Source organism: Parafrankia sp. EAN1pec, from assembly GCF_000018005.1.
Taxonomy (GTDB): Bacteria; Actinomycetota; Actinomycetes; order Frankiales; family Frankiaceae; genus Parafrankia; species Parafrankia soli.
In genome coordinates this window covers 1,562,498-1,580,576 of the sequence record NC_009921.1, presented here as the reverse complement: position 1 = coordinate 1,580,576, position 18,079 = coordinate 1,562,498, and the positions used below count along the sequence as shown (strand labels likewise).

14 protein-coding genes are annotated in these 18,079 nt (G+C 71.7%); 7 read left to right on the top strand and 7 right to left on the bottom strand.

From position 1 onward, the window contains the following. Positions 1-25: 25 nt before the first annotated feature. Positions 26-1,570: an LCP family protein gene (locus FRANEAN1_RS06435; protein ID WP_347176998.1), complete on the bottom strand. Its 1,545-nt coding sequence runs from the start codon at positions 1,568-1,570 to the stop codon at positions 26-28. 546 nt (positions 1,571-2,116) lie between these two features. Here FRANEAN1_RS06435 and FRANEAN1_RS06430 point away from each other — a divergent pair. Continuing rightward, entirely contained in the window at positions 2,117-3,772 is a 1,656-nt protein-coding gene (locus FRANEAN1_RS06430; RefSeq protein WP_083788171.1) for an alkaline phosphatase D family protein, read from the top strand. Between the two features lie 115 nt (positions 3,773-3,887). Here FRANEAN1_RS06430 and FRANEAN1_RS06425 read toward each other — a convergent pair whose 3' ends face one another. The 3 genes from FRANEAN1_RS06425 to FRANEAN1_RS06415 all read right to left on the bottom strand — a co-directional run bounded on the left by FRANEAN1_RS06425 (position 3,888) and on the right by FRANEAN1_RS06415 (position 7,145). Then, on the bottom strand, positions 3,888-5,804 hold the full coding sequence (locus FRANEAN1_RS06425) for an ABC transporter ATP-binding protein (RefSeq protein ID WP_020458933.1): 1,917 nt from the start codon (positions 5,802-5,804) through the stop codon (positions 3,888-3,890). Positions 5,805-6,207: 403 nt separating this feature from the next. Beyond that, complete coding sequence (locus FRANEAN1_RS06420; protein WP_020458932.1) at positions 6,208-6,462, bottom strand: hypothetical protein; 255 nt, start codon at positions 6,460-6,462, stop codon at positions 6,208-6,210. Positions 6,463-6,677: 215 nt separating this feature from the next. After that, complete coding sequence (locus FRANEAN1_RS06415) at positions 6,678-7,145, bottom strand: SCP2 sterol-binding domain-containing protein (protein ID WP_020458931.1); 468 nt, start codon at positions 7,143-7,145, stop codon at positions 6,678-6,680. 234 nt (positions 7,146-7,379) lie between these two features. Here FRANEAN1_RS06415 and FRANEAN1_RS36840 point away from each other — a divergent pair, with 234 nt between their 5' ends. The 3 genes from FRANEAN1_RS36840 (at position 7,380) to FRANEAN1_RS06400 (ending at position 10,881) form a co-directional block, all read left to right on the top strand. After that, the gene (locus FRANEAN1_RS36840) at positions 7,380-9,149 is read left to right on the top strand and encodes a serine/threonine-protein kinase (protein ID WP_020458930.1); all 1,770 of its coding nucleotides are present in this window, start codon (positions 7,380-7,382) and stop codon (positions 9,147-9,149) included. 234 nt (positions 9,150-9,383) lie between these two features. Then, positions 9,384-10,325: a ParA family protein gene (locus FRANEAN1_RS06405; protein ID WP_020458929.1), complete on the top strand. Its 942-nt coding sequence runs from the start codon at positions 9,384-9,386 to the stop codon at positions 10,323-10,325. A 10-nt stretch (positions 10,326-10,335) separates the two neighbouring features. Further along, entirely contained in the window at positions 10,336-10,881 is a 546-nt protein-coding gene (locus FRANEAN1_RS06400; protein ID WP_157472377.1) for an oxidoreductase, read from the top strand. A 33-nt stretch (positions 10,882-10,914) separates the two neighbouring features. On the opposite strand, the gene FRANEAN1_RS06395 is transcribed toward FRANEAN1_RS06400, so the two are convergent. Beyond that, complete coding sequence (locus FRANEAN1_RS06395) at positions 10,915-11,322, bottom strand: PPOX class F420-dependent oxidoreductase (protein ID WP_020458927.1); 408 nt, start codon at positions 11,320-11,322, stop codon at positions 10,915-10,917. An 847-nt stretch (positions 11,323-12,169) separates the two neighbouring features. Between FRANEAN1_RS06395 and FRANEAN1_RS06390 the strand changes: the two genes are divergently transcribed. Then, positions 12,170-13,021 (top strand): hypothetical protein, encoded by an 852-nt coding sequence (locus FRANEAN1_RS06390; protein ID WP_020458926.1) that lies wholly within the window; start codon positions 12,170-12,172, stop codon positions 13,019-13,021. Between the two features lie 116 nt (positions 13,022-13,137). Here the strand turns inward: FRANEAN1_RS06390 and FRANEAN1_RS06385 are convergent, their stop codons facing one another. Together FRANEAN1_RS06385 and FRANEAN1_RS06380 are read right to left on the bottom strand one after the other, a co-directional pair. Beyond that, positions 13,138-13,845, bottom strand: a complete 708-nt coding sequence (locus FRANEAN1_RS06385) for a hypothetical protein (protein WP_020458925.1) — start codon at positions 13,843-13,845, stop codon at positions 13,138-13,140. A 658-nt stretch (positions 13,846-14,503) separates the two neighbouring features. Beyond that, positions 14,504-14,740: a DUF397 domain-containing protein gene (locus FRANEAN1_RS06380; protein WP_020458923.1), complete on the bottom strand. Its 237-nt coding sequence runs from the start codon at positions 14,738-14,740 to the stop codon at positions 14,504-14,506. Between the two features lie 1,580 nt (positions 14,741-16,320). On the opposite strand from FRANEAN1_RS06380, the gene FRANEAN1_RS06375 reads away from it, so the two are divergent. Further along, positions 16,321-17,187: a helix-turn-helix transcriptional regulator gene (locus FRANEAN1_RS06375; protein ID WP_020458921.1), complete on the top strand. Its 867-nt coding sequence runs from the start codon at positions 16,321-16,323 to the stop codon at positions 17,185-17,187. Between the two features lie 405 nt (positions 17,188-17,592). After that, positions 17,593-18,057, top strand: a complete 465-nt coding sequence (locus tag FRANEAN1_RS06370; RefSeq protein WP_020458920.1) for a DUF1772 domain-containing protein — start codon at positions 17,593-17,595, stop codon at positions 18,055-18,057. Positions 18,058-18,079 lie beyond the last annotated feature (22 nt).

Sequence of the window (18,079 nt, the reverse complement as noted above, 5' to 3'; positions counted from 1 at the left end):
GCACAGGCGATCCCATGATCATGTGCTAGTACGTGCAGTTCGGCGCGGGGGGTGGGGTGGCCGCGGCGGGGGGCGCGGGCGCGCCGGGGACGGTTCCGGCTGCCGTGGTACCGGCGGCGGCGGTCTCGGCGCCGGTGGCGGCCGGAGCGGCCGCGGGAGCCGTGACCGGGACGTCGGCGATGCCGTCGAAGGACGATCCGAGGATCAGCTGGAGCCCGTCGATGCCGGAGTCGCTCTCGAGGCGTGCCCCGGGGACGAGGGTCTGCAGGGTGGCCGCCGCGGCGTCCAGGCCGGTACCGAAGCGGACCCGCGAGGTCACGTAGTTGCTGGTGGAGGCGTTGCCGGCGTTGGTTGCCCGGAAGCCCTTGCCGTTCAGCTCGTCGACGGCGTCGGCGGCCAGTCCGGCGATCCCGCTGCCGTTGAAGACCTGGACGGCGACCTCGGTGGCGTCGGCGCCGCCGCCGGCGCCCGGGGCCGAACCTGTGGAGCCGCCCAGCGGGGCGACGATGCGCTCCAGATCAGCCGGATTGTAGAACTGGACGGACACCCGCTGCCCGCCGACGAGGATCTCGCCGCGGTCGTTCACCGCGCCCTCGGCCCGTGTGGGCGGATGGGTCGGCAGGGTCTGCATGCCGACCCCGCCCGAGGCGATGCCCTTCAGCCTGGTCGCGAGCTTCCGCAGGTCCAGGAGATCGGTGTTGTCGTCCAGGGTGAGCGCGCCGGTGGCCGTGGACAGGAGCTGCTCGAGCTGGCTGGGGTTCGTCAGGACCCCGCCGCCGACGACCTTGTGGAACACCGCGCCCATGAACTGCTGCTGACGGCGGATGCGGTCCATGTCGCCGCCGGGCAGGCCGTGCCGCTGCCGGACGAACGCCAGGGCCTGCTCGCCGCCGACGTGGATCGTCCCGGGGCCGCCGACGAAGCCGCTCATCGGGTCGTTGGTGTTGCGGCTCGTCCGGCCGTTCTCGGCGACGAACTCCTTGTGGTCCGAGGGTAGGACACAGACGTCCACGCCGCCGATCGCGTCGGTGATCGACTTGAAGCCCGCCAGGTCCATCGAGACGTAGTGGTCGATGCGCATGTTGGTCAGCGACTCGATTGTGCGGACCAGCAGCGACGGGCCGCCGTCGGAGATCGCGGAGTTGAACTTGGCCTTGTGCCGGGCGTGCTTGCGCCCGTCGGTGTCGGTGTACTCGGGGATCGTGACGTAGGTGTCGCGCGGGATGGACAGCATGGTCACGGTCTCGTCCTCACCGAAGTGGGCGAGGATCGTGGTATCGGAGCGCTGCCCTTCGAGGCCCGCACGGCTGTCCGTGCCGACGAGCAGGAAGTTGGTGGCGCCCTCGGACTCTTCGGGCCGGTCGTCACCGAGGTCGAGGTTGACCTGCCCGATGCGGCCGTTGGCGTACGTGTAGACGGCCCATCCACCCGCGGTGACGGCGAAGACCAAGACGGACAGGAAGCCGAGGAGCACCCGGTAGAGCTGCGAGGAGGCGCTGCGGCGCGGCCGGCCTCCGCCACGCAGGTCGAACGGGAGCGTTCTGGACCGCCGCTCTGTATCCCGTGGCACACCCGGTCGCCCGCCCAATCCAGGGTCTCCCTCCGGCGCACCACACAGAAAACAGCGCTTGGGGCGGAAATCATAGGCTATGCACTCACGGATGGGACCACCCGGTGGTCCCATCCGCGCTGGTCAGGAGCGCCCACGCGGAGACACCCTCCGACCGGGCCAGATCGCCACCGGGGCTGTTCCGCGCCGCCCACGGCCGGGTTCAGAACCTCGCCAGCCGGGTTCTTGACCTCACCAGCCGGGTCTGGACCTCGCCAGCCGGGATCGGGCCCTCACCAACCGGCTGGCCGGCTGCCGGGCTAACTGGCCCGCCCGATCCGCAGCGCTCATCCCTCTGCGCGATGTTCATCGCGTTCCGCAACGTTCATCGCGCCGTACGCGGAGCGTCGGCGGGGAGTCGGTCGCCGGATCGCCGTGATTGCCAGGCTTCTCCCCGCTGGGGGCCATCGCGCTGACGCCGCGCCGGAGCCACCGCGCGGAATGGCGGCCATGGGGGGCGACCGCCGGGGCGCGCGCGGGGCCGGTGCGGCCGGAGGAAGGACGCTCATGACCGCACCTGACCACCGATCCACGTCACCCCTCGAGAACGGTCCGGCGGAGCTCGGGCCGGCCGGAGTGGGACGCCGGGCGCTGCTGCGCGGCGGCGCCGTCGTGGCGACCGCCGGCGTCGTCGGGCTGGGGAGCGGGACCGGGCGGGCCGGCGCCGCGACCGGTGCGCCGGCGGTCGCCGGCGGCGGGCCGGGGCAGGTGCTGGGCGGGCGCCCGGCGTTCACCTCCGGGGTGCAGGCGGGCGATGTCGACACCAGCGGCGCCGTGATCTGGGCCCGCTCGGACCGCCCGGCGCTGATGACCGTGGAGGTGTCAGGCAGCGAGTCGTTCCGGTCGGCGCGGACGGTGGGCGTCACGCGTCTCACCGATGCCACGGACCGCACCGGGGTCGTCGCCGTGAACGGGCTCCCGCCCGGCAGCGAGGTCTTCTACCGGGTGCGGCTGGCGGCGGCGGATGATCCGCGCCGCGTCGGCGAGACCCTGGTCGGACGTCTGCGGACCGCGCCGGTCCGCCCCCGGGACGTGTCTTTGGTGTGGTCCGGTGATGTCTGCGGCCAGGGCTGGGGAATCAACCCCGACCGCGGCGGAATGACGATCTTCGAGACGATGCGCCGGCTGTCGCCGGACTTCGCCATCTGCTCGGGTGACTTCGTCTACGCCGACGGGCCGCTGGCCGAGACGGTCGCGCTGCCCGACGGCAGTGTGTGGCGCAACCTGGTCACCGACGAGAAGCGCAAGGTCGCCGAGACCCTCGCCGAGTTCCGCGGGAACTTCCGCTACAACTTCATGGACGCGAACCTGCTCGCGTTCAACCGCGAGGTTCCCTGGGTGTTCCAGTGGGACGACCACGAGACCACGAACAACTGGTATCCGGGCGAGATCCTCACCGATGACCGGTACACCGAGAAGCGCGTGGACGTCCTGTCCGCCCGGTCGCGGCAGGCTCTGTTCGAGTACACCCCCACGCTGCCGGGCCGGCCGGACCCGGCGGGCCGGCTGTACCGCAAGATCTCCTACGGCCCGCTGCTGGACGTGTTCGTCCTGGACATGCGCAGCTACAAGAACAACAACGGGGTGGGGCAGACGGATCCGGCCGGCGCGGCGATCCTCGGCACCCGGCAGCGGGACTGGCTCATCGATGGCCTGACCAGGAGCAGGGCGACCTGGAAGGTGATCGCGAACGACCTGCCGCTCGGCATCGTCGTCCCGGACGGCACCACCGCCATCGAGGGAGTGGCGCAGGGCTCGCCCGGGGTGCCGCTGGGTCGTGAGGTCGAGATCGGGCAGGTCCTCTCGGCGATCCGACGCAACCGGGTGCGCAACACCGTATGGATCACCGCGGACGTGCACTACACCGCGGCGCTGAGCTATCACCCCGACCGGGCGGCCACCCGGGACTTCGACCCGTTCTGGGAGTTCGTGGCGGGGCCGCTGAACGCGGGCACGTTCGGCCCCAACGCGCTCGATCCCACCTTCGGTCCCGAGCAGGTCTTCGCCCGGACGCCTCCGCCCGGCCAGTCGAACCTCCCTCCCTCCGCCGGGCTGCAGTTCTTCGGCCGCCTCGCGATCGACGGCGGCTCCCGCGCGCTGACCGTCGAGCTGCGTGACGCGGCCGGCGGCGTCCTGTGGTCGAAGGCGCTGCCAGCCGGCTGACCACGCCGTGGCGGGCGCAGCCGTACCCACCGCGCCCGCCATGGCGCTGGCCGCCACGCTCGCCATGGCTGGCACGCTGCCGCGCCAACCGCCGCCTCGCTCGCCGCCGCCGGGCCTACTCGGCGCCGGCGAGCGCAGGCGCAGGCTGAAGCGGCACCTCCGCGACGGGGTCCCGCTGCTCGAACTGGGTCCGGTACAGCTCGGCGTAACGACCGCCCGCCGCGATGAGCTCGGGGTGGCTGCCGCGCTCGACGATCCGGCCGGCCTCGATGACGAGGATGACGTCGGCCGACCGCACGGTGGAGAGCCGGTGCGCGATCACCAGCGCTGTCCGGCCGGCCAGCGCCTCGCCGAGCGCCTCCTGCACGGCCGCCTCGGACGTGGAGTCCAGGTGCGCGGTGGCCTCGTCCAGGATCACCACCCGGGGGTGGGCCAGCAGCAGGCGGGCGATCGTGAGGCGCTGGCGCTCCCCGCCGGAGAGGCGGTAGCCCCGCTCCCCCACCACGGTGTCCAGCCCGTCAGGAAGCTGGGTCACCAGGTCCGCCAGCCTGGCCCGGCCCAGCACGTCCCACAGCTCGGCCTCGGTGGCCTCGGGCCTGGCCAGCAGCAGGTTCGCCCGCACGGTGTCGTGGAAGAGGTGGTCATCCTGGGTGACCATGCCGATGGTCTCGCGCAGCGAGTCCGCGGTCAGGTCGCGGACGTCCACCCCGGACAGTCGGATCGCGCCCGAGCCCACGTCGTAGAGACGCGGGATGAGCTGGGCGATCGTCGATTTTCCAGCCCCGGACGAACCGACGAGGGCGATCATCTGGCCCGGCTCGGCCCGCAGCGAGACGTCGTGCAGCACCTCACCGTTCTCGCGCTCGTCCAGGACGGCCACCTCCTCCAGCGACGCCAGTGACACGGCGTCGGCCGAGGGGTAGGCGAAGTGCACGTGGTCGAACTCCACCGACACCGGGCCCGCGGGCAGCACGCGGGCGTCGGGGCGCTCCACGATGAGGGGCTCGAGGTCGAGGATCTCGAACACCCGCTCGAAGCTGACCAGGGCGCTCATCGCCTCCACCCGGGCGCTGGCCAGTGAGGTCAGCGGCGCGTAGAGGCGGGTGAGCAGGAGCGCCAGGGCGACGACGGCGCCGGGCTCCAGCTCGCCGCGCAGGGCGTAGTAGCCGCCCAGCCCGTAGACGAGCGCCAGTGCGAGGGCGGACACGAGGGTCAGGGCCGTCACGAACACCCACTGGACCATGGCGGTGCGCAGGCCGATGTCGCGCACCCGCTGGGCGCGGCGGGCGAACTGGGCGGATTCGTCGGCGGGCCGGCCGAACAGCTTGATCAGGGTGGCGCCGGGGGCGGAGAAGCGCTCCGTCATCCGCGAGCCCATGACGGCGTTGTGGTGCGCGGCCTCGCGCTCCAGGCGGGCGAGGCGGGAGCCCATCCGCCGTGCCGGCAGGACGAACACGGGGAGCAGGACCAGCGCGAGCAGCGTGATCTGCCAGGACAGGCTGATCATGACGACGAGGGTGAGCAGGAGCGCGACGAGGTTGCCGACGACTCCTGACAGGGTGTCGCTGAAGGCGCGCTGGGCGCCGATCACGTCGTTGTTCAGCCGGCTGACCAGGGCACCGGTGCGGGTGCGGGTGAAGAAGGCGATCGGCATCCGCTGGACGTGGTCGAACACCGCGGTGCGCAGGTCGAGGATGAGGCCCTCGCCGATGCCGGCGGACAGCCAGCGGTTGAGCACGCCGAGGGCGGCCTCGGCCACCGCGATCGCCGCGATCAGCGCCGCGAGGACGATGACCGTGCGGGGGCGGGAGCCGTCCACGATCGCGGTGACGACCCGGCCGGCCAGCACCGGCGTCGCCACCGCCAGGACGGCTCCGGCGATGCTCGTCACCAGGAACAGGCCCAGGGTGCGGCGGTGCGGCCGGGCGAATCCCGCGATCCGGCGCACGGTCGCCCGGGAGAACGGGCGCCGCTCCTCCTGGGCGTGCATCGCCGAATACATCGAGTTCCAGGCCGCGAACTCCATGCTCATCTGAACACCACCTGTCCGTCGCCGAGGTCCGTACGGCCGCACGTATCGGAACACGGAGGTCCGACAGTTTTCCGCGCGTCCCAGGTGGGCGCGCCGGCGGCGTTCGGGGCGCGCGGCCCCTCGGCCGGACGGCCGGGGGATCACGAGCCGGCTCGGACGCTAATATCTGAAGTTGACTTCAGGTCAAGCTTTTGCGACCGGGGCCGCCCGGCGGGCCGACGTCGCCCTGCTCCGCGACGAGCGAAGAGCCAAGGGCGAAGGGTGAGCTGGCGAGAAGAAAGGCAGAAAGCGGATCCGCCTGCGGGAGCCACCCCTGGATTCGGCGGTTCCAGGGGGCCGGCGAAAGGTGTGCCCGGTCGCCGTTGACCGGACTACGTCCCTCGTCGCGGTCCCGACCGCGAGCTCAGGCGATGCGTGTCGCCCGCTCGGCCATTCGCGGCGCCGCCGGCAGCACGGACACCGGGTGGTCCGCCATCCATCCGACGTCGGCGACCGTCACCTTCATCCGGCTGGCGAGATCGGTGGGGGCGTACCCGCCCTCGAGCGCCTGCCTGATGGCGGCGGCCCTGATTGCGCGCAGGGCCGACCGCTGCGGATGTGACGTCCACATCAGCTCGTCGGCAAGCCCCGCACGTTCGATCGGGTCAGTTACCTGCATTACCTCGTCACATGTCACGGTGATAGATGGTTGCGTGAGCAGGAAGTCTTGGCAACACCCTGCACAACAGCTGTTCCGGCGGCCTGCCGACCGGCCGCCGGAACGGACCTCGAGGCGACGCGACCCATCCCGCGGATCGATTACAGCCCGTTTACGGATCCCCGCCGGACCATAACGCGATCCCGCAGCGGTGTGCGCTCGGTAACCGGCGGCGCTCAGTTCTCGGAGGGAACCCCGAACCAGGAGACGACCTGCCCGCCGAACTTGAGGTCACCGTCAATCTTGATCTTGCGAGTGAGGTAGAGCTTGGCGGCGTTCGCCTGCCCTGTGACAACGCGCACCAGCCGCACGCGGTCGGTCGTGATGGTCACCGTCCGCCCGCCGCCCGGCGCCGTGCCGCCGGGCGGGTCGATGGTCAGCTCGCACGCCGCACCGTGGACGGCCAGCGCATACACCCGCGTCGCACCGCCCGGCCCGCCGCTGAGGGCGAACTGGACCAGCGCGTCCTCGCCCTTGGCCTTCTCGGGCTGGAAGCTGTCACGCATCCGGGCGAACAGCTCGTCAAGGACGGCGTCGCCCGACGGGCCACGCAGAACCGTCTCCGTCTGGGACTCCGACAACGAGCCCAGCGCGTCGACCAGCGTGGCCGGGTCGGCGTTCAGATCAACGGACAGGTCGGACATGGGTGCTCCCAGGTGCCGCGCCGATACGGATGGCCGGCCATGCGCCGGTACGTCCCATGATGTCGCGCCCCCTCGACGCCCTCGGAGCGGCCCCTGCCGAAGGTGACACCCGGGCGCCACCGCGACCGAGTGGCATTTGGGCCTGTTCGGGCGCATGTGGCCGGTGGATACCATCGGCGACCGGGCGGCCGGCCCGGCGCCGTCGACACCGAGCCGCGGCGGAAAGGACACCGGATGCTGGAGCCGCTCATCGACTCCGACCCGCGTGCCATCGGGCCGTACCGGCTGTCGGGCAGGCTCGGCACCGGTGGGATGGGCGCCGTCTACCTGGGGTTTGACCCCGCCCGCCGACCAGCGGCGGTCAAGGTCGTTCGGCCTGACCTGCTCGGCGACGCCGAGTTCCGCGGCCGGTTCCGCCAGGAGGTCGCCGCCGCCCGCCGGGTGCGCGGCTCGTTCGTCGCCGCCGTTCTCGACGCCGACGTCGACGCACCGACGCCGTGGATGGCGACCGAGTATGTCGACGGGGTGAGCCTGCAGGCGGCGGTGAGCCGGCGCGGGCACCTCGACGGGCCGATGCTCGCCGGCCTCGCCGCCGGTCTGGCGAACGCGCTGGTGGCCGTGCACGCCGCCGGCCTGGTGCATCGCGACCTCAAGCCGTCCAACGTGCTGCTGGCCTGGGACGGCCCGAAGATCATCGACTTCGGCATCGCCCGGTCGCTCGACGCCACGAGCCACACGACCGCCGGGGGCGTGCTCGGGACCGTCGCGTGGATGGCACCCGAGCAGCTTCGCGGCGAGCGGGTCGGGCCACCCGGAGATATCTTCGCCTGGGCTCTGTGTGTGGTCTTCGCGGCGCGGGGGCGGCACCCGTTCCCCGCCGACGCGCCGGCGGTGTCCGCGATGCGCATGCTCGCCGACGACCCCGATCTGACCGGTGTGCCCGACCACCTGCTCCCGCTGCTCGCCCGTGCCCTCGCCAAGGACCCGGGCCTGCGGCCGACGGCGACGCAGGTCGTGTCCAGCCTCGCCGGGGTCGCGGTGGCCAGCCTCGACGAGGCCGACGCCGCGGTCCGCGGACTGATCGGAACCGGCTGGGTTCCACCGACGCCGCCAGGCGCCGGCCCCCCGCCCGACGTGTCGGACGTCCAGACCGCGGCGGCGCGGGCGGGCTCGGTGGCACCGGCGGGCTCGGTGGTGGCGCCGAGCATCGGCACGGTGGCGGATCGGACCCTGCGGGCGCGCCGCCGCGGGACCGGCGGCACCGGTGGCGGCCGCTACGGCCTGCTGACCGGTCTCGCCGCCGCCGGCCTGGCCCTCGCCGTGCTCGCGGTCACGCTCGCCGCGACCGGTGTGGGATGGGACCGGTCGGCGGGGAGCGGTGACCGGAGCGACCAGGACGCGCGGATGCGGGTCGGGGCGCTCAAGGACATGGTGCCCCCGGTGCCGGCGGACAAGGGGGCACGCGCGAGCCGGCCGGGCTTCCCGGCCGCGGATCCCGCGAAGCCGGGCGCGACCCAGACCGCCTCCGGCTCCCCCGGCGTGGCGCCGGGCTCGAATCCGCCGGGCCCTTCAACGGGCACACCGGGTGTGCTGCCGTCGGCGACCCCCGCGCCCGCGCCGTCCCAGACTCCGCAGCTGCCGCCGGCCACGCCGCTGTACCGCTACTACAACGGTCAGGATCACGCCTCGCTCACGAGCGCGGCGCCGGCGGCCGGCTTCCACCTGGAGCATGTGCTGGGCAACCTCTTCACCAGCGGTGACGCCCCTGGGACGGTTCCCGTCTACACGTGCCTCAACGGAGCGGAGTCGTTCACCTCGCTGGCGTCCTCATGCGAGAGTCGCACGCCGGTGGGCGTGCTGGGCTGGATCTACGCGGCGAAGCCGGCGGAGCCGGCCACCCAGGCGGTGTACCGGTGCCGTATCGGCGAGGATCACTTCGAATCACTCCAGGCCGACTGCGAGGGCCAGACAGCGGAGGGGCTCATCGGCTACGCGCCGCCCTGACGGCCGGCAGGCCGGTCCGCCGCGCTCTCCGCCCCGCGGAACAGCGTGCCCGGCCGTCCTGCGGAGTAGCGTGCCCGACGCGGCGAATCCGCCCCGGCCCGGCCCCGCCGCACAAACACTCTCCGCACAAACCCGCTCCGCGCGAATCTCCGCCGTGCGCCCCGCCGCACGAATCACGCGCCGGTGTGTGGTTTCCTCTTACCAGCACCGGCGGGATACGGGAGCGAGGATGCCGTGAAAGTCGTGGCAGTCGTCAATTACAAGGGCGGGGTGGGAAAGACGACGCTCACCGCGAACATCGGCACGGACATCGCCCGTTGGGGAAAGCGCGTCCTGATGATCGACCTCGACCCGCAGGCGAGCCTCACGTTCTCGTTCTACCGCCCGGAGGAGTGGCGGGCGAATCTCGCCGACGACCGGACCGTCAAGGAGTGGTTCGAGGCCTGGCGCGGCGAGTCCTACGTTCCGCACCTCTCACCGTTCGTCACGACGCCGCCGGTCGTCAACTCGGCCATCACCCACAACGGCGGCGGGCTCGGGCTGGTCGCGTCGCACCTCTCGCTGGGTGACGTCGAGATGAACCTGGCGGCCCGGCTGGGCGGGGCGCAGGTCCACCGCTCGACCCGGTACTACTTCGACGTCTACCAGCGTCTCGCCGCGGGCCTGGCGACGTTCCACCCGCACGACTACGACCTGGTGCTCATCGACTGCCCGCCGAACTTCGGTGTGATCACCCGCATGGCGGTCGCCGCGTGCGACTTCCTGCTCGTCCCGGCCCGGCCGGACGAGCTGTCGACGCTGGGCATCGAGCACCTGCTCACCCGGCTGCGCCGCTTCGCGTGGGAGTACAACCGGGTCGCCGACATGCAGTCGGACCGCTACCCGGGGGTCAAACGGCTCGACCCGCAGATCCTCGGCATCGTGTTCACCATGGTGCAGTACTACGGCGGCCAGCCGATCACCGCGATGCAGCCGCACATCGAGCTGGCGAAAAGCCTCGACGCGCCGGTGTTCGACGCGATGGTCCGGGAGAGCAACAGCTACTTCGCCGGCGCGGCCGGAACCCAGCTCCCCGTCGTGCTCTCCGAGCGCATTCCCCGCGGGCTCGCGCTCGAGCTGCGCACGCTCGTCGACGAGTTCCTCCGGCGGATCGGGGCGGCCAACCGTGGGTACTGAAGCCACCACCATGAGCACGGGAACCGGCGCCGTGGGTGCTGACTCCGGCGCCTCGCCCGCGGACCTCGGCGCGTTGCTGCTGCGCCAGGTGGCGGAGCTGCTGACCGGCCTCGACAGCCGCCAGGTAGCCGACCTGATCACGGGCCACGCCCGGCTCGCCGTGGTGTCCACCGCCGCCGGACATCCTTCGGGCACGGCGGCGCGACGTCCCACGGGCACGGCGGCGCGACGTCCCACGGGCACGGCGGCGCGACGTCCCGCTGGTGCGACGGCGGGCGCCGCGGGCCGGGCCCAGGTCGAGGTTCCCAGCGGAGCCGAACTCGAGGAGCTGCGCCGATCCCTGCTCGACGCGCCCAGCCGTGCGGCCGCCGAGCAGCTCCTGGACGCCCTCGGCCCGCTCACGGTGGCCCGGTTGCGGGCGCTGGCCGTCAACCTGGGGATCAAGGGCATCACCAGCCGCGACCCCCGGGCCGCCGTCCAACGGAAGATCGTGGACCAGACAGCCGGCCTGCGGCTGCGATCGGAGGCGATGTTCGGCGGCGTCCACGGCACTTGAGGCCGCCGCCCCAACAGCGGGTGGCGGGTGCGGCTACCAGCCGGGCAGGGTGATCCGGATGGCGGTCTGGGTCTCCGGCGGACGCCGGCGCACCGCGCGCGCCGCCTTCGACATGGCCGAGACCAGCGGCGCCGCGACCCGGTAACGGTGGCGCACCATGGCCCGCGCGGCACCGGTACGTTCCGGGACGACCTCTGCCATCACCTCCACCGGGCTCTCCGCCGCCTTTCCGCGGGCGTCGCACGGGGCGACCGTCGCCCGCGGGGAGTCACGCAGACGGCGCACCTTTCCGCTTTTTTCGTCGGTAAGAACGAGCAGCTCGGCGCCGTTGACCACGAACCACACCGGCGTCGAGACGGATCGCCCGTCACTGCGAAAGGTGGTCAGTGACAGGTACTTCGACGTTTCGGTCCATGCAGGCAGTGTGACGGCTGACGACATGGGCGGAACCGTAGCCCGGCCGCGGCCGGGCCGCTCGCCGGGTGGCGGAGAAGCCCGGAAGATCCCCGGCACGAATCGCGCGGCCGGACCGATTCACCGCGCCGGCGGGATGATCCCGAGATGCGGGAGAACGAACCTCACCCGCCTGGCTTCGCCGACTTCCCCTCATTCCCCCGCCGGCCGCGGGCGCTGACAGGCGTCCGGTGCGGTCCCGCGGCGGCGGGCCCGGCACCGGTCCGTCACCGCCGCGCCACCTGCGGTCACACCCACCCGGCCGGGAGCCGGGCAGGCCGGACGGACGGCCGGACGGGTCAGCCAAGCCGGCGGGTCCGGCGGCGAGCCCCACCCGCCCACCAGGCCCACAGCGGCGGAGTGCTGACTCCGGTCAATATCCCGGAAACGCGGCCCGGTAAAGCCGCGGACGGGCGTCCCGCCGCGGCGACGACCCGAGGCCCATACGGGCGCGGAGCGGAGTCACGGAAAGCGGCCGTGGGTCGACACGAATACCGGCGCCGGGCCGGCGGAGCACTTGACAGCGTTCGCCCGCTTGGCAGAATTGGGCCTCCGGCCGACGATGGCACATCGGATGAGGAATCGGCGTTCTCATCCGTGGGATCGACCGATACCACGGCGTGCCTTTGTCCCGGAGGCGAATACCCCGGAGGCGGAACCTCGCCTCCCACATCCCGCGCGGTGCCAGACCCACCTCGCCGCGGGTGCCGCCGAAACAGCCAGAGGATGATCCTCTATATACATTTCTCGCTCGATCCGGCGCCGGGACGACCCTCGCGGCGATCGGGCCAGTCTGGAGGCGGCACCCGATCCGGTGTCCAGGGAAGGCACACAGATGAGCCAGGTGGCCAGAAAGGAACGATCCGACAAGGGCAGCATCCGCATCAACGCGCGTGACTTCCGGTGCCTGAGCTGGCTGCTGGAGATGGGTTCGGCCTACGAGGTGGATCTCGCCATCGTGCTCGACCCGGCGCGGCTGGCCTCCCCGAGCGCGGCGAGGGCGGTCGTGCGGCGCTGGCAGCAGGCGGCTCTCGTCCAGGCGGAGGGGCTGTTCGCCAACCGGGGTCGGATCGTGCGTCTCACCGACGACGGCGCACGCCTGGTCGGCGAGGTCGATCACAGCGCCGCGGGCCCGCTGACCGCAGCTGTGCACGCCGCCGAGGTGGCTCGCACCCGGCTGCTGCTGGAACACCGGCCGCCCGGCATCCCGGTGGTCGGGTGGGTGGGCGCGCGCCGTTGGCGCGACGAGCACGAGCGGGCGGTCCGGACCGGCGCGCACGTTCCGGACGGTGTCGCCCGGCTAGCCGACGGATCCTGCGCCGCCGTGCAGGTCGAGCGGGTCAACCACGGGATCAGCGCGGCGATCGGTGTCGCCGGCGACCTGCTGCGCAGGTTCCCCCATGTGGTCTACGCCGTCCCGGCGATGAACGACGGGGTGTCGGCGGTGATCGAGTCGGCCGTCGCGGCGGCGGCGCGGCAGATCCGCTCCGCGGGAGCGGATCCGGGCACCGCGCTGGTGATCAGCATCCCCGACCGGCTCCGCGGGGCGTTGGACGACGCACCGGACGGTGGCTGGTCGCCCCGGGCCGACGGATGGCACGACCCTGCCGGTGACATGAAAAGGCCGCCCGGGGTACGGGGGGATCCCCGGGCAGCTAGTACATGTTTGCACCACCCCACCGGGTGATGCAACGGTCTGCTGGCGACGAGATGGTCACACGTGGTCGAGCGCCCGCACCGGGCTGTTCGCGGCGGGTGGCCTCATGCTGCCGCTGCGCACTGCCGCGGCCGCGGCGGGTGGCCTTAGGCAGCCGCGGCCGCGGCGAGCGGCAGCACGACCCGAGGGCAGAGGTGGATCAGCCGGGTTGACAGCGTCCCGCCTTCGAGGACGTCCAGCAGGGCACCGGCTCGCCGGCGGTCGAGCCGGCCGGACCGGTGTAGACCGCGCAGGCGGAGCAGACCGGGCAGGTGGGCCTCGATCGCGTGCTGGTCCGGTCGGGGGGCTCCGTCGAGCCACGCGTCGAACTGGGCGTCGGTCATGACCTCCCAGACCACGGTGTCGGCGATCGCGCCGGTGGCGTCGGTGACGGTGACCAGATGGGGAATGCGCACCAGGTCCGCCAGGCCGGTCAGGTCCGGCCGGGCGCCGGCGGTGACCACGTGGGTCTCCCGCCCGCTGCGCAGCAGCACCGACCGCAGGTGGGAGGCGAACGCGAGTGCCAGTGCGCTGCGGCCGGGCAGCCCGCCCTGCACGTGCATCACGACCGCGTCGATCCCGGGGCCGCGGACCCGCTCGGCGGCGGCCCGGGCCAGCCAGCTCGGCTCCACCATCACGAATCCCACCTGCGCACGCCGCCGTTCGCCGACGGCGTCACCGCCGTCCTCGGCCAGGGCCCGCACCACGACAGGCTCGTGGAACCATCTGCAGGTGATCAGCCCGTCGGCCTGTGGGAGGGACAGGAGCGGGAGATCCCCGGACGTGAAGATCCGATCCATGGTCAGGGTCGTCATTCGGCTCTCCGGTGCGCGTACAGGGCATGGCAGCGCTCGCGTCAGCCCCGGGGGGTCGATGTCGCATCGGTACGTGGTGCGGCGGGTACCGGGTCTCGCGTCGGCGGTCGGGTGCGGCGGTGCGGCGGTGCGGCGGGCGTGGATCCGGCGGTCCACAGGCCGTCATGCGACCCGGCAGGTGCTGCCGAGGCCATGGGGGGTACTGCCCGCCCCGTATCGGCGCCTGGCGACGGGCCACGGCGGCCCGCGCAGGGCGTCACGGAGACGGTCTGGCGGAGAGCTCCCAGCCACGCATCTCACCTTGCGATCATGACCGGACGCCGGTGTCCGGTCGTGATCCGGAGCGAGACGGACTACAGCAGGATCCGTCAAGCTCGCCCTGGCGCTGATCGAGCGGCCGGCGCCGGTGGGCCGGCGCCTCGTTCGTCAGCGGTGATGGTGCGTACCTGGCGCGAGTCACCCAGGCGGAGGTTCGTGGCGCCGGTGGTGCGTGGCGCGATGTCCCATGCGTTCGCCACCTGGAGATCGCTTGATGCGTTTGGCGTTCCACTTTCCGTTAGTTCACACGTGTCGAACGACACCCTGACGGATGCCTGGTCACCACCCCCGAGGGCGACCGCGACGCCACGTGCTGGGGACCCCCGTGAGACCGCCCCGCTCAGATGAGCAGGTTGTCGAAATCCCCATCCTTCGCGCCCAGGATCAGCGCCTCAATCTCGGCCCGCGTGTAAACCAGCGCGGGTCCGTCGGGATGCCTGGAGTTTCGGACGGCCACCGCGTCCCCGGGAAGCCGCGCCATCTCGACGCAGTTGCCCTGCGAATTGCTCCGTCGACTCTTCTGCCAGGTAACCCGCTGTAGGGCCGTGGCAGGCATACCACTGTAGATCTTGGACAAGGTCGTTCTCCTGAAGATTCGTCCGGAGCCAGGCGATCGCTACACGCGGTCTGGACACCTTTCCGCTCGAGCGGCTCGCGGCTCGTCCGCGGCCACAGAACCGCTCCGCCACAGGGAAGCCTCGGCCGATGAGAGGCCTCGTCCCACCTCCCTCCGGGGGTCGGCGCGTGCGCTTGCACGGACTTCGGCTCACGATACAGCACGCGCGTGTGCACGTGCATCCGACCTGCGCCCACGTGCACGCGACGTTCGACCGCTACGGATCGACCCTTTCGGGTGACACTCACAATCCGCGATGCGGACACACGACATCAACACCAGAACACACTGAATGCACTACGGAATACCGCGGGCGGAACGTCGATCTCGTGTTCCGTCTACATTTCATCGTCGTTACGGGCACGGATCATCGCGGAGATCCCCTGTGGTGTAGGACTTTCTCCGGCGACAAAGAAGATCGGAAGGAAGAGAGCCCGCCACGAACCCGCAGCCCTCCGGCCCCGGCCCGGCACGCCCGGGCTCGACGGACCCGACGGACCCGACGGCTACACGGACCCGGCGGCTGACAGACCCAGCCCCGACAGACGCGACGCCATCGGACCCGTCGAACCTGACCCCGGTCCGGTCCCGACCCGGCCAGGCAGCGCCCAGCCCGCCTCGGCCGCCCGAAGGATCCATTCCGGTGATCACCCGATCGTGCCCACTCGCCGGCGCCGGCAGCGGTGGCGAACGGCCTGTTCGGCACCGCCCGCGGCGGCACCCGTCCGGCCTGCCGGCATCCCGCCGGCGCGTGCCCCTAGCAGCGTTCCCACGTGAATTCCGGCGCGCGCGGCCGGGCTCCCGCCCTCAGCGCCGTACCGCCCTACGTGCCGAGACGAAGGTCCCGATCACGCCCGGCAGGCCCGCGGGGAGGTTGTACGGTCGACACGACGCCCGATTCCGGCCCACAGAAGCGGGTCCCGGACCGAACGCGGCGGCACCGTGCGCGAGGCGCGAGCACCGTCGGCGAGCGGGGAAAGATGTGTGCTCCGCGCCGTCGACAGGCGCTCTTCCGATCCCGGCGACGGGATCACCGGTGAGGAGATCAGAGGTGTGCTCCGGCGGCCGGCAACTGCTCGACCCGGCGTGGTCTTTCTGCCACAGTGGCGACCGAGCAAGGCTGATCCGGTCGAGGGGGATCCGGATGGAAGCAGGCACCACCAGACCTCCTCCGGTGGTCCCGCCCCGGGGGATGCCTGATGGCGGGGGTAACGGCAGCCGTCCCAGGAGCCGGCCGGACTGACGCGGGTTACGCACCCGCCACCCGGGCTTCGCCGCGCCCGGAGCCGCCCGCCCAACCTCGGAATGCGTACCCAGCGTGGGACGCAATGACCGGGCAGTATGCGGAACGGCCGGACCGAGTCTCGTACCCCACCGAAATTGGGAGTCGGTCGCGAGCGCTCTCCGTCAACCGTGTATACGTATCTCGTTCGCACCGCGAGACGTAACTGAGTTGAACGGGGCGGAGAAGGCGCGAGGTGAACGAGGGTAGAAGATCGAATGCCGTACTCTTGCATTGACCTATGGCGAGGGGGCCGACAGTGACAACCACTCAGCCGGGTGGCGGTCCGACCGTACGTCGGATCCTGCTCGGCTCACAGCTCCGTCGACTTCGGGAGGAAAAGGGCATAAGCCGCGAGGATGCCGGCTACCACATCCGGGCCTCGGAGTCGAAGATCAGCCGCATGGAACTGGGGCGGGTGAGCTTCAAGGAACGCGACGTCGACGACCTCCTCACCCTGTACGGGGTGACGGACAGCGCCGAGCGCGCGCCGTTGCTCTCCCTCGTCCGGGAGGCCAACCGGCCCGGCTGGTGGCACAGCTTCGGTGACGTGCTCCCGAACTGGTTCCAGCCCTTCATCGGGCTGGAGGAGGCGGCGCAGCTCATCCGGACCTATGAGCTCCAGTTCATCCCCGGGCTCCTCCAGACGGAGGAGTACGCCAGGGCGGTGATCACGCAGGGCAACATCGGTGTGCCCGCGGAGATCATCGAGCGCCGGGTCAACGTGCGCATGAACCGGCAGAAGGTTCTCCACCGCGAGAACGCGCCTCGACTGTGGGTAGTTGTCGACGAGGCCGCCCTGCGGCGCCCGATCGGCGGCCCCAAGGTGATGCGCAGCCAGCTCGAGCAGCTGATCGCCCTGTGCGACCTGCCGAACCTGACTCTGCAGATCATGCCCTTCGCCTTCGGCGGGCACGCGGCCGAGGGCGGCGCTTTCAGCATCCTGCGTTTCCCGGAGTCGGACCTTCCCGATGTGGTCTACCTGGAGCAGCTCACCGGCGCCGTCTACATGGATAAAAGAGAAGATGTGGACATTTACGCCGAAGCGATGAACCGACTGACGGTGGACAGCCCGCCGCCGGCCACCACGCCCAAGCTTCTCAGCCAAATCATCACCGAGCTCTGAAGCCGGCCAGGCGTACCACAACGAGATTCACCCCGACGCCGGATAGGCCAGCCAGTCATGCGGGACCGTCCGGCGGCACGAGGCAGGCCACGGCTCGGGCGGGCCAGGCCACCTCGACACCCTTCTGAGCCGCGGTGCTCGGAGCCGCGGTTCGCGGCGTATCCGCGGGCTCCACACGGCGCCGCCCCGGCGCTCAGGATGCGCTCGCGGCGCGATCCGCGACGTCGCACCCGGCCACGGCCGGCCCGAGCGACCTCGGCGGCGGCCGACGCGTCCACCGTCGGTGACTCCGGCAGACATCGGCATCAACCGGCACACATCTGGGCAATGGCACCCAAGTGCTCCCGCAACTTGGTATGAATGCACCCATTCAGCCGCGCCCACAGGATGGAGAGCCGGAAAACCATGGTCTCGGCGCTTGTCGTGATCTCCCTAGTCCTGACCGGGCTCGTCGCGGGGACCATGGCCGTCGGCCTGGTCGCCGTCCGGCCCGCGATGCACTCCCTGCCCCCGACTTCGTATGTGCTGGTCAAGCAGGCGTTCGACGTCAGCTACCCGAAGCTGATGAAGCCGCTCCAGATCAGCAGTCTGCTGTCGACGGTCGCGCTGGCCGTCGTGGCGGCCGTGGACGGCGCGTCCACCTGCGCGATCATCGCCGCCGTCGCGGCCGTCGCCGTGCTCACCAACATCCTCGTCACGGTGCGGGGCGACCTGCCGATCAACAACGCGATGGCCACCTGGCGCCCGGAGGCCCCGCCCGCCGACTGGGAGTCCCAGCGGGCCCGGTGGGACTTCTTCAACTCCATCCGCACCACCGCCGCCGTCGGCGCGCTGGTGCTGCTCGCGCTGGCGGCGACCACGACCTACTGATCGCGTCGACCGACTGAACGCG

Bases quoted from the DNA above. Each gene is read 5' to 3' on its own strand.
- FRANEAN1_RS06430 (WP_083788171.1), top strand. From the start codon at position 2,117: ATGACCGCACCTGACCACCGATCCACGTCACCCCTCGAGAACGGTCCG.
- FRANEAN1_RS06370 (WP_020458920.1), top strand. From the start codon at position 17,593: ATGGTCTCGGCGCTTGTCGTGATCTCCCTAGTCCTGACCGGGCTCGTC.
- FRANEAN1_RS06390 (WP_020458926.1), top strand. From the start codon at position 12,170: ATGAGCCAGGTGGCCAGAAAGGAACGATCCGACAAGGGCAGCATCCGC.
- FRANEAN1_RS06400 (WP_157472377.1), top strand. From the start codon at position 10,336: ATGAGCACGGGAACCGGCGCCGTGGGTGCTGACTCCGGCGCCTCGCCC.
- FRANEAN1_RS06425 (WP_020458933.1), bottom strand. From the start codon at position 5,804: ATGAGCATGGAGTTCGCGGCCTGGAACTCGATGTATTCGGCGATGCAC.
- FRANEAN1_RS06420 (WP_020458932.1), bottom strand. From the start codon at position 6,462: ATGCAGGTAACTGACCCGATCGAACGTGCGGGGCTTGCCGACGAGCTG.
- FRANEAN1_RS06415 (WP_020458931.1), bottom strand. From the start codon at position 7,145: ATGTCCGACCTGTCCGTTGATCTGAACGCCGACCCGGCCACGCTGGTC.
- FRANEAN1_RS06395 (WP_020458927.1), bottom strand. From the start codon at position 11,322: ATGTCGTCAGCCGTCACACTGCCTGCATGGACCGAAACGTCGAAGTAC.
- FRANEAN1_RS06385 (WP_020458925.1), bottom strand. From the start codon at position 13,845: ATGACGACCCTGACCATGGATCGGATCTTCACGTCCGGGGATCTCCCG.
- FRANEAN1_RS36840 (WP_020458930.1), top strand. From the start codon at position 7,380: ATGCTGGAGCCGCTCATCGACTCCGACCCGCGTGCCATCGGGCCGTAC.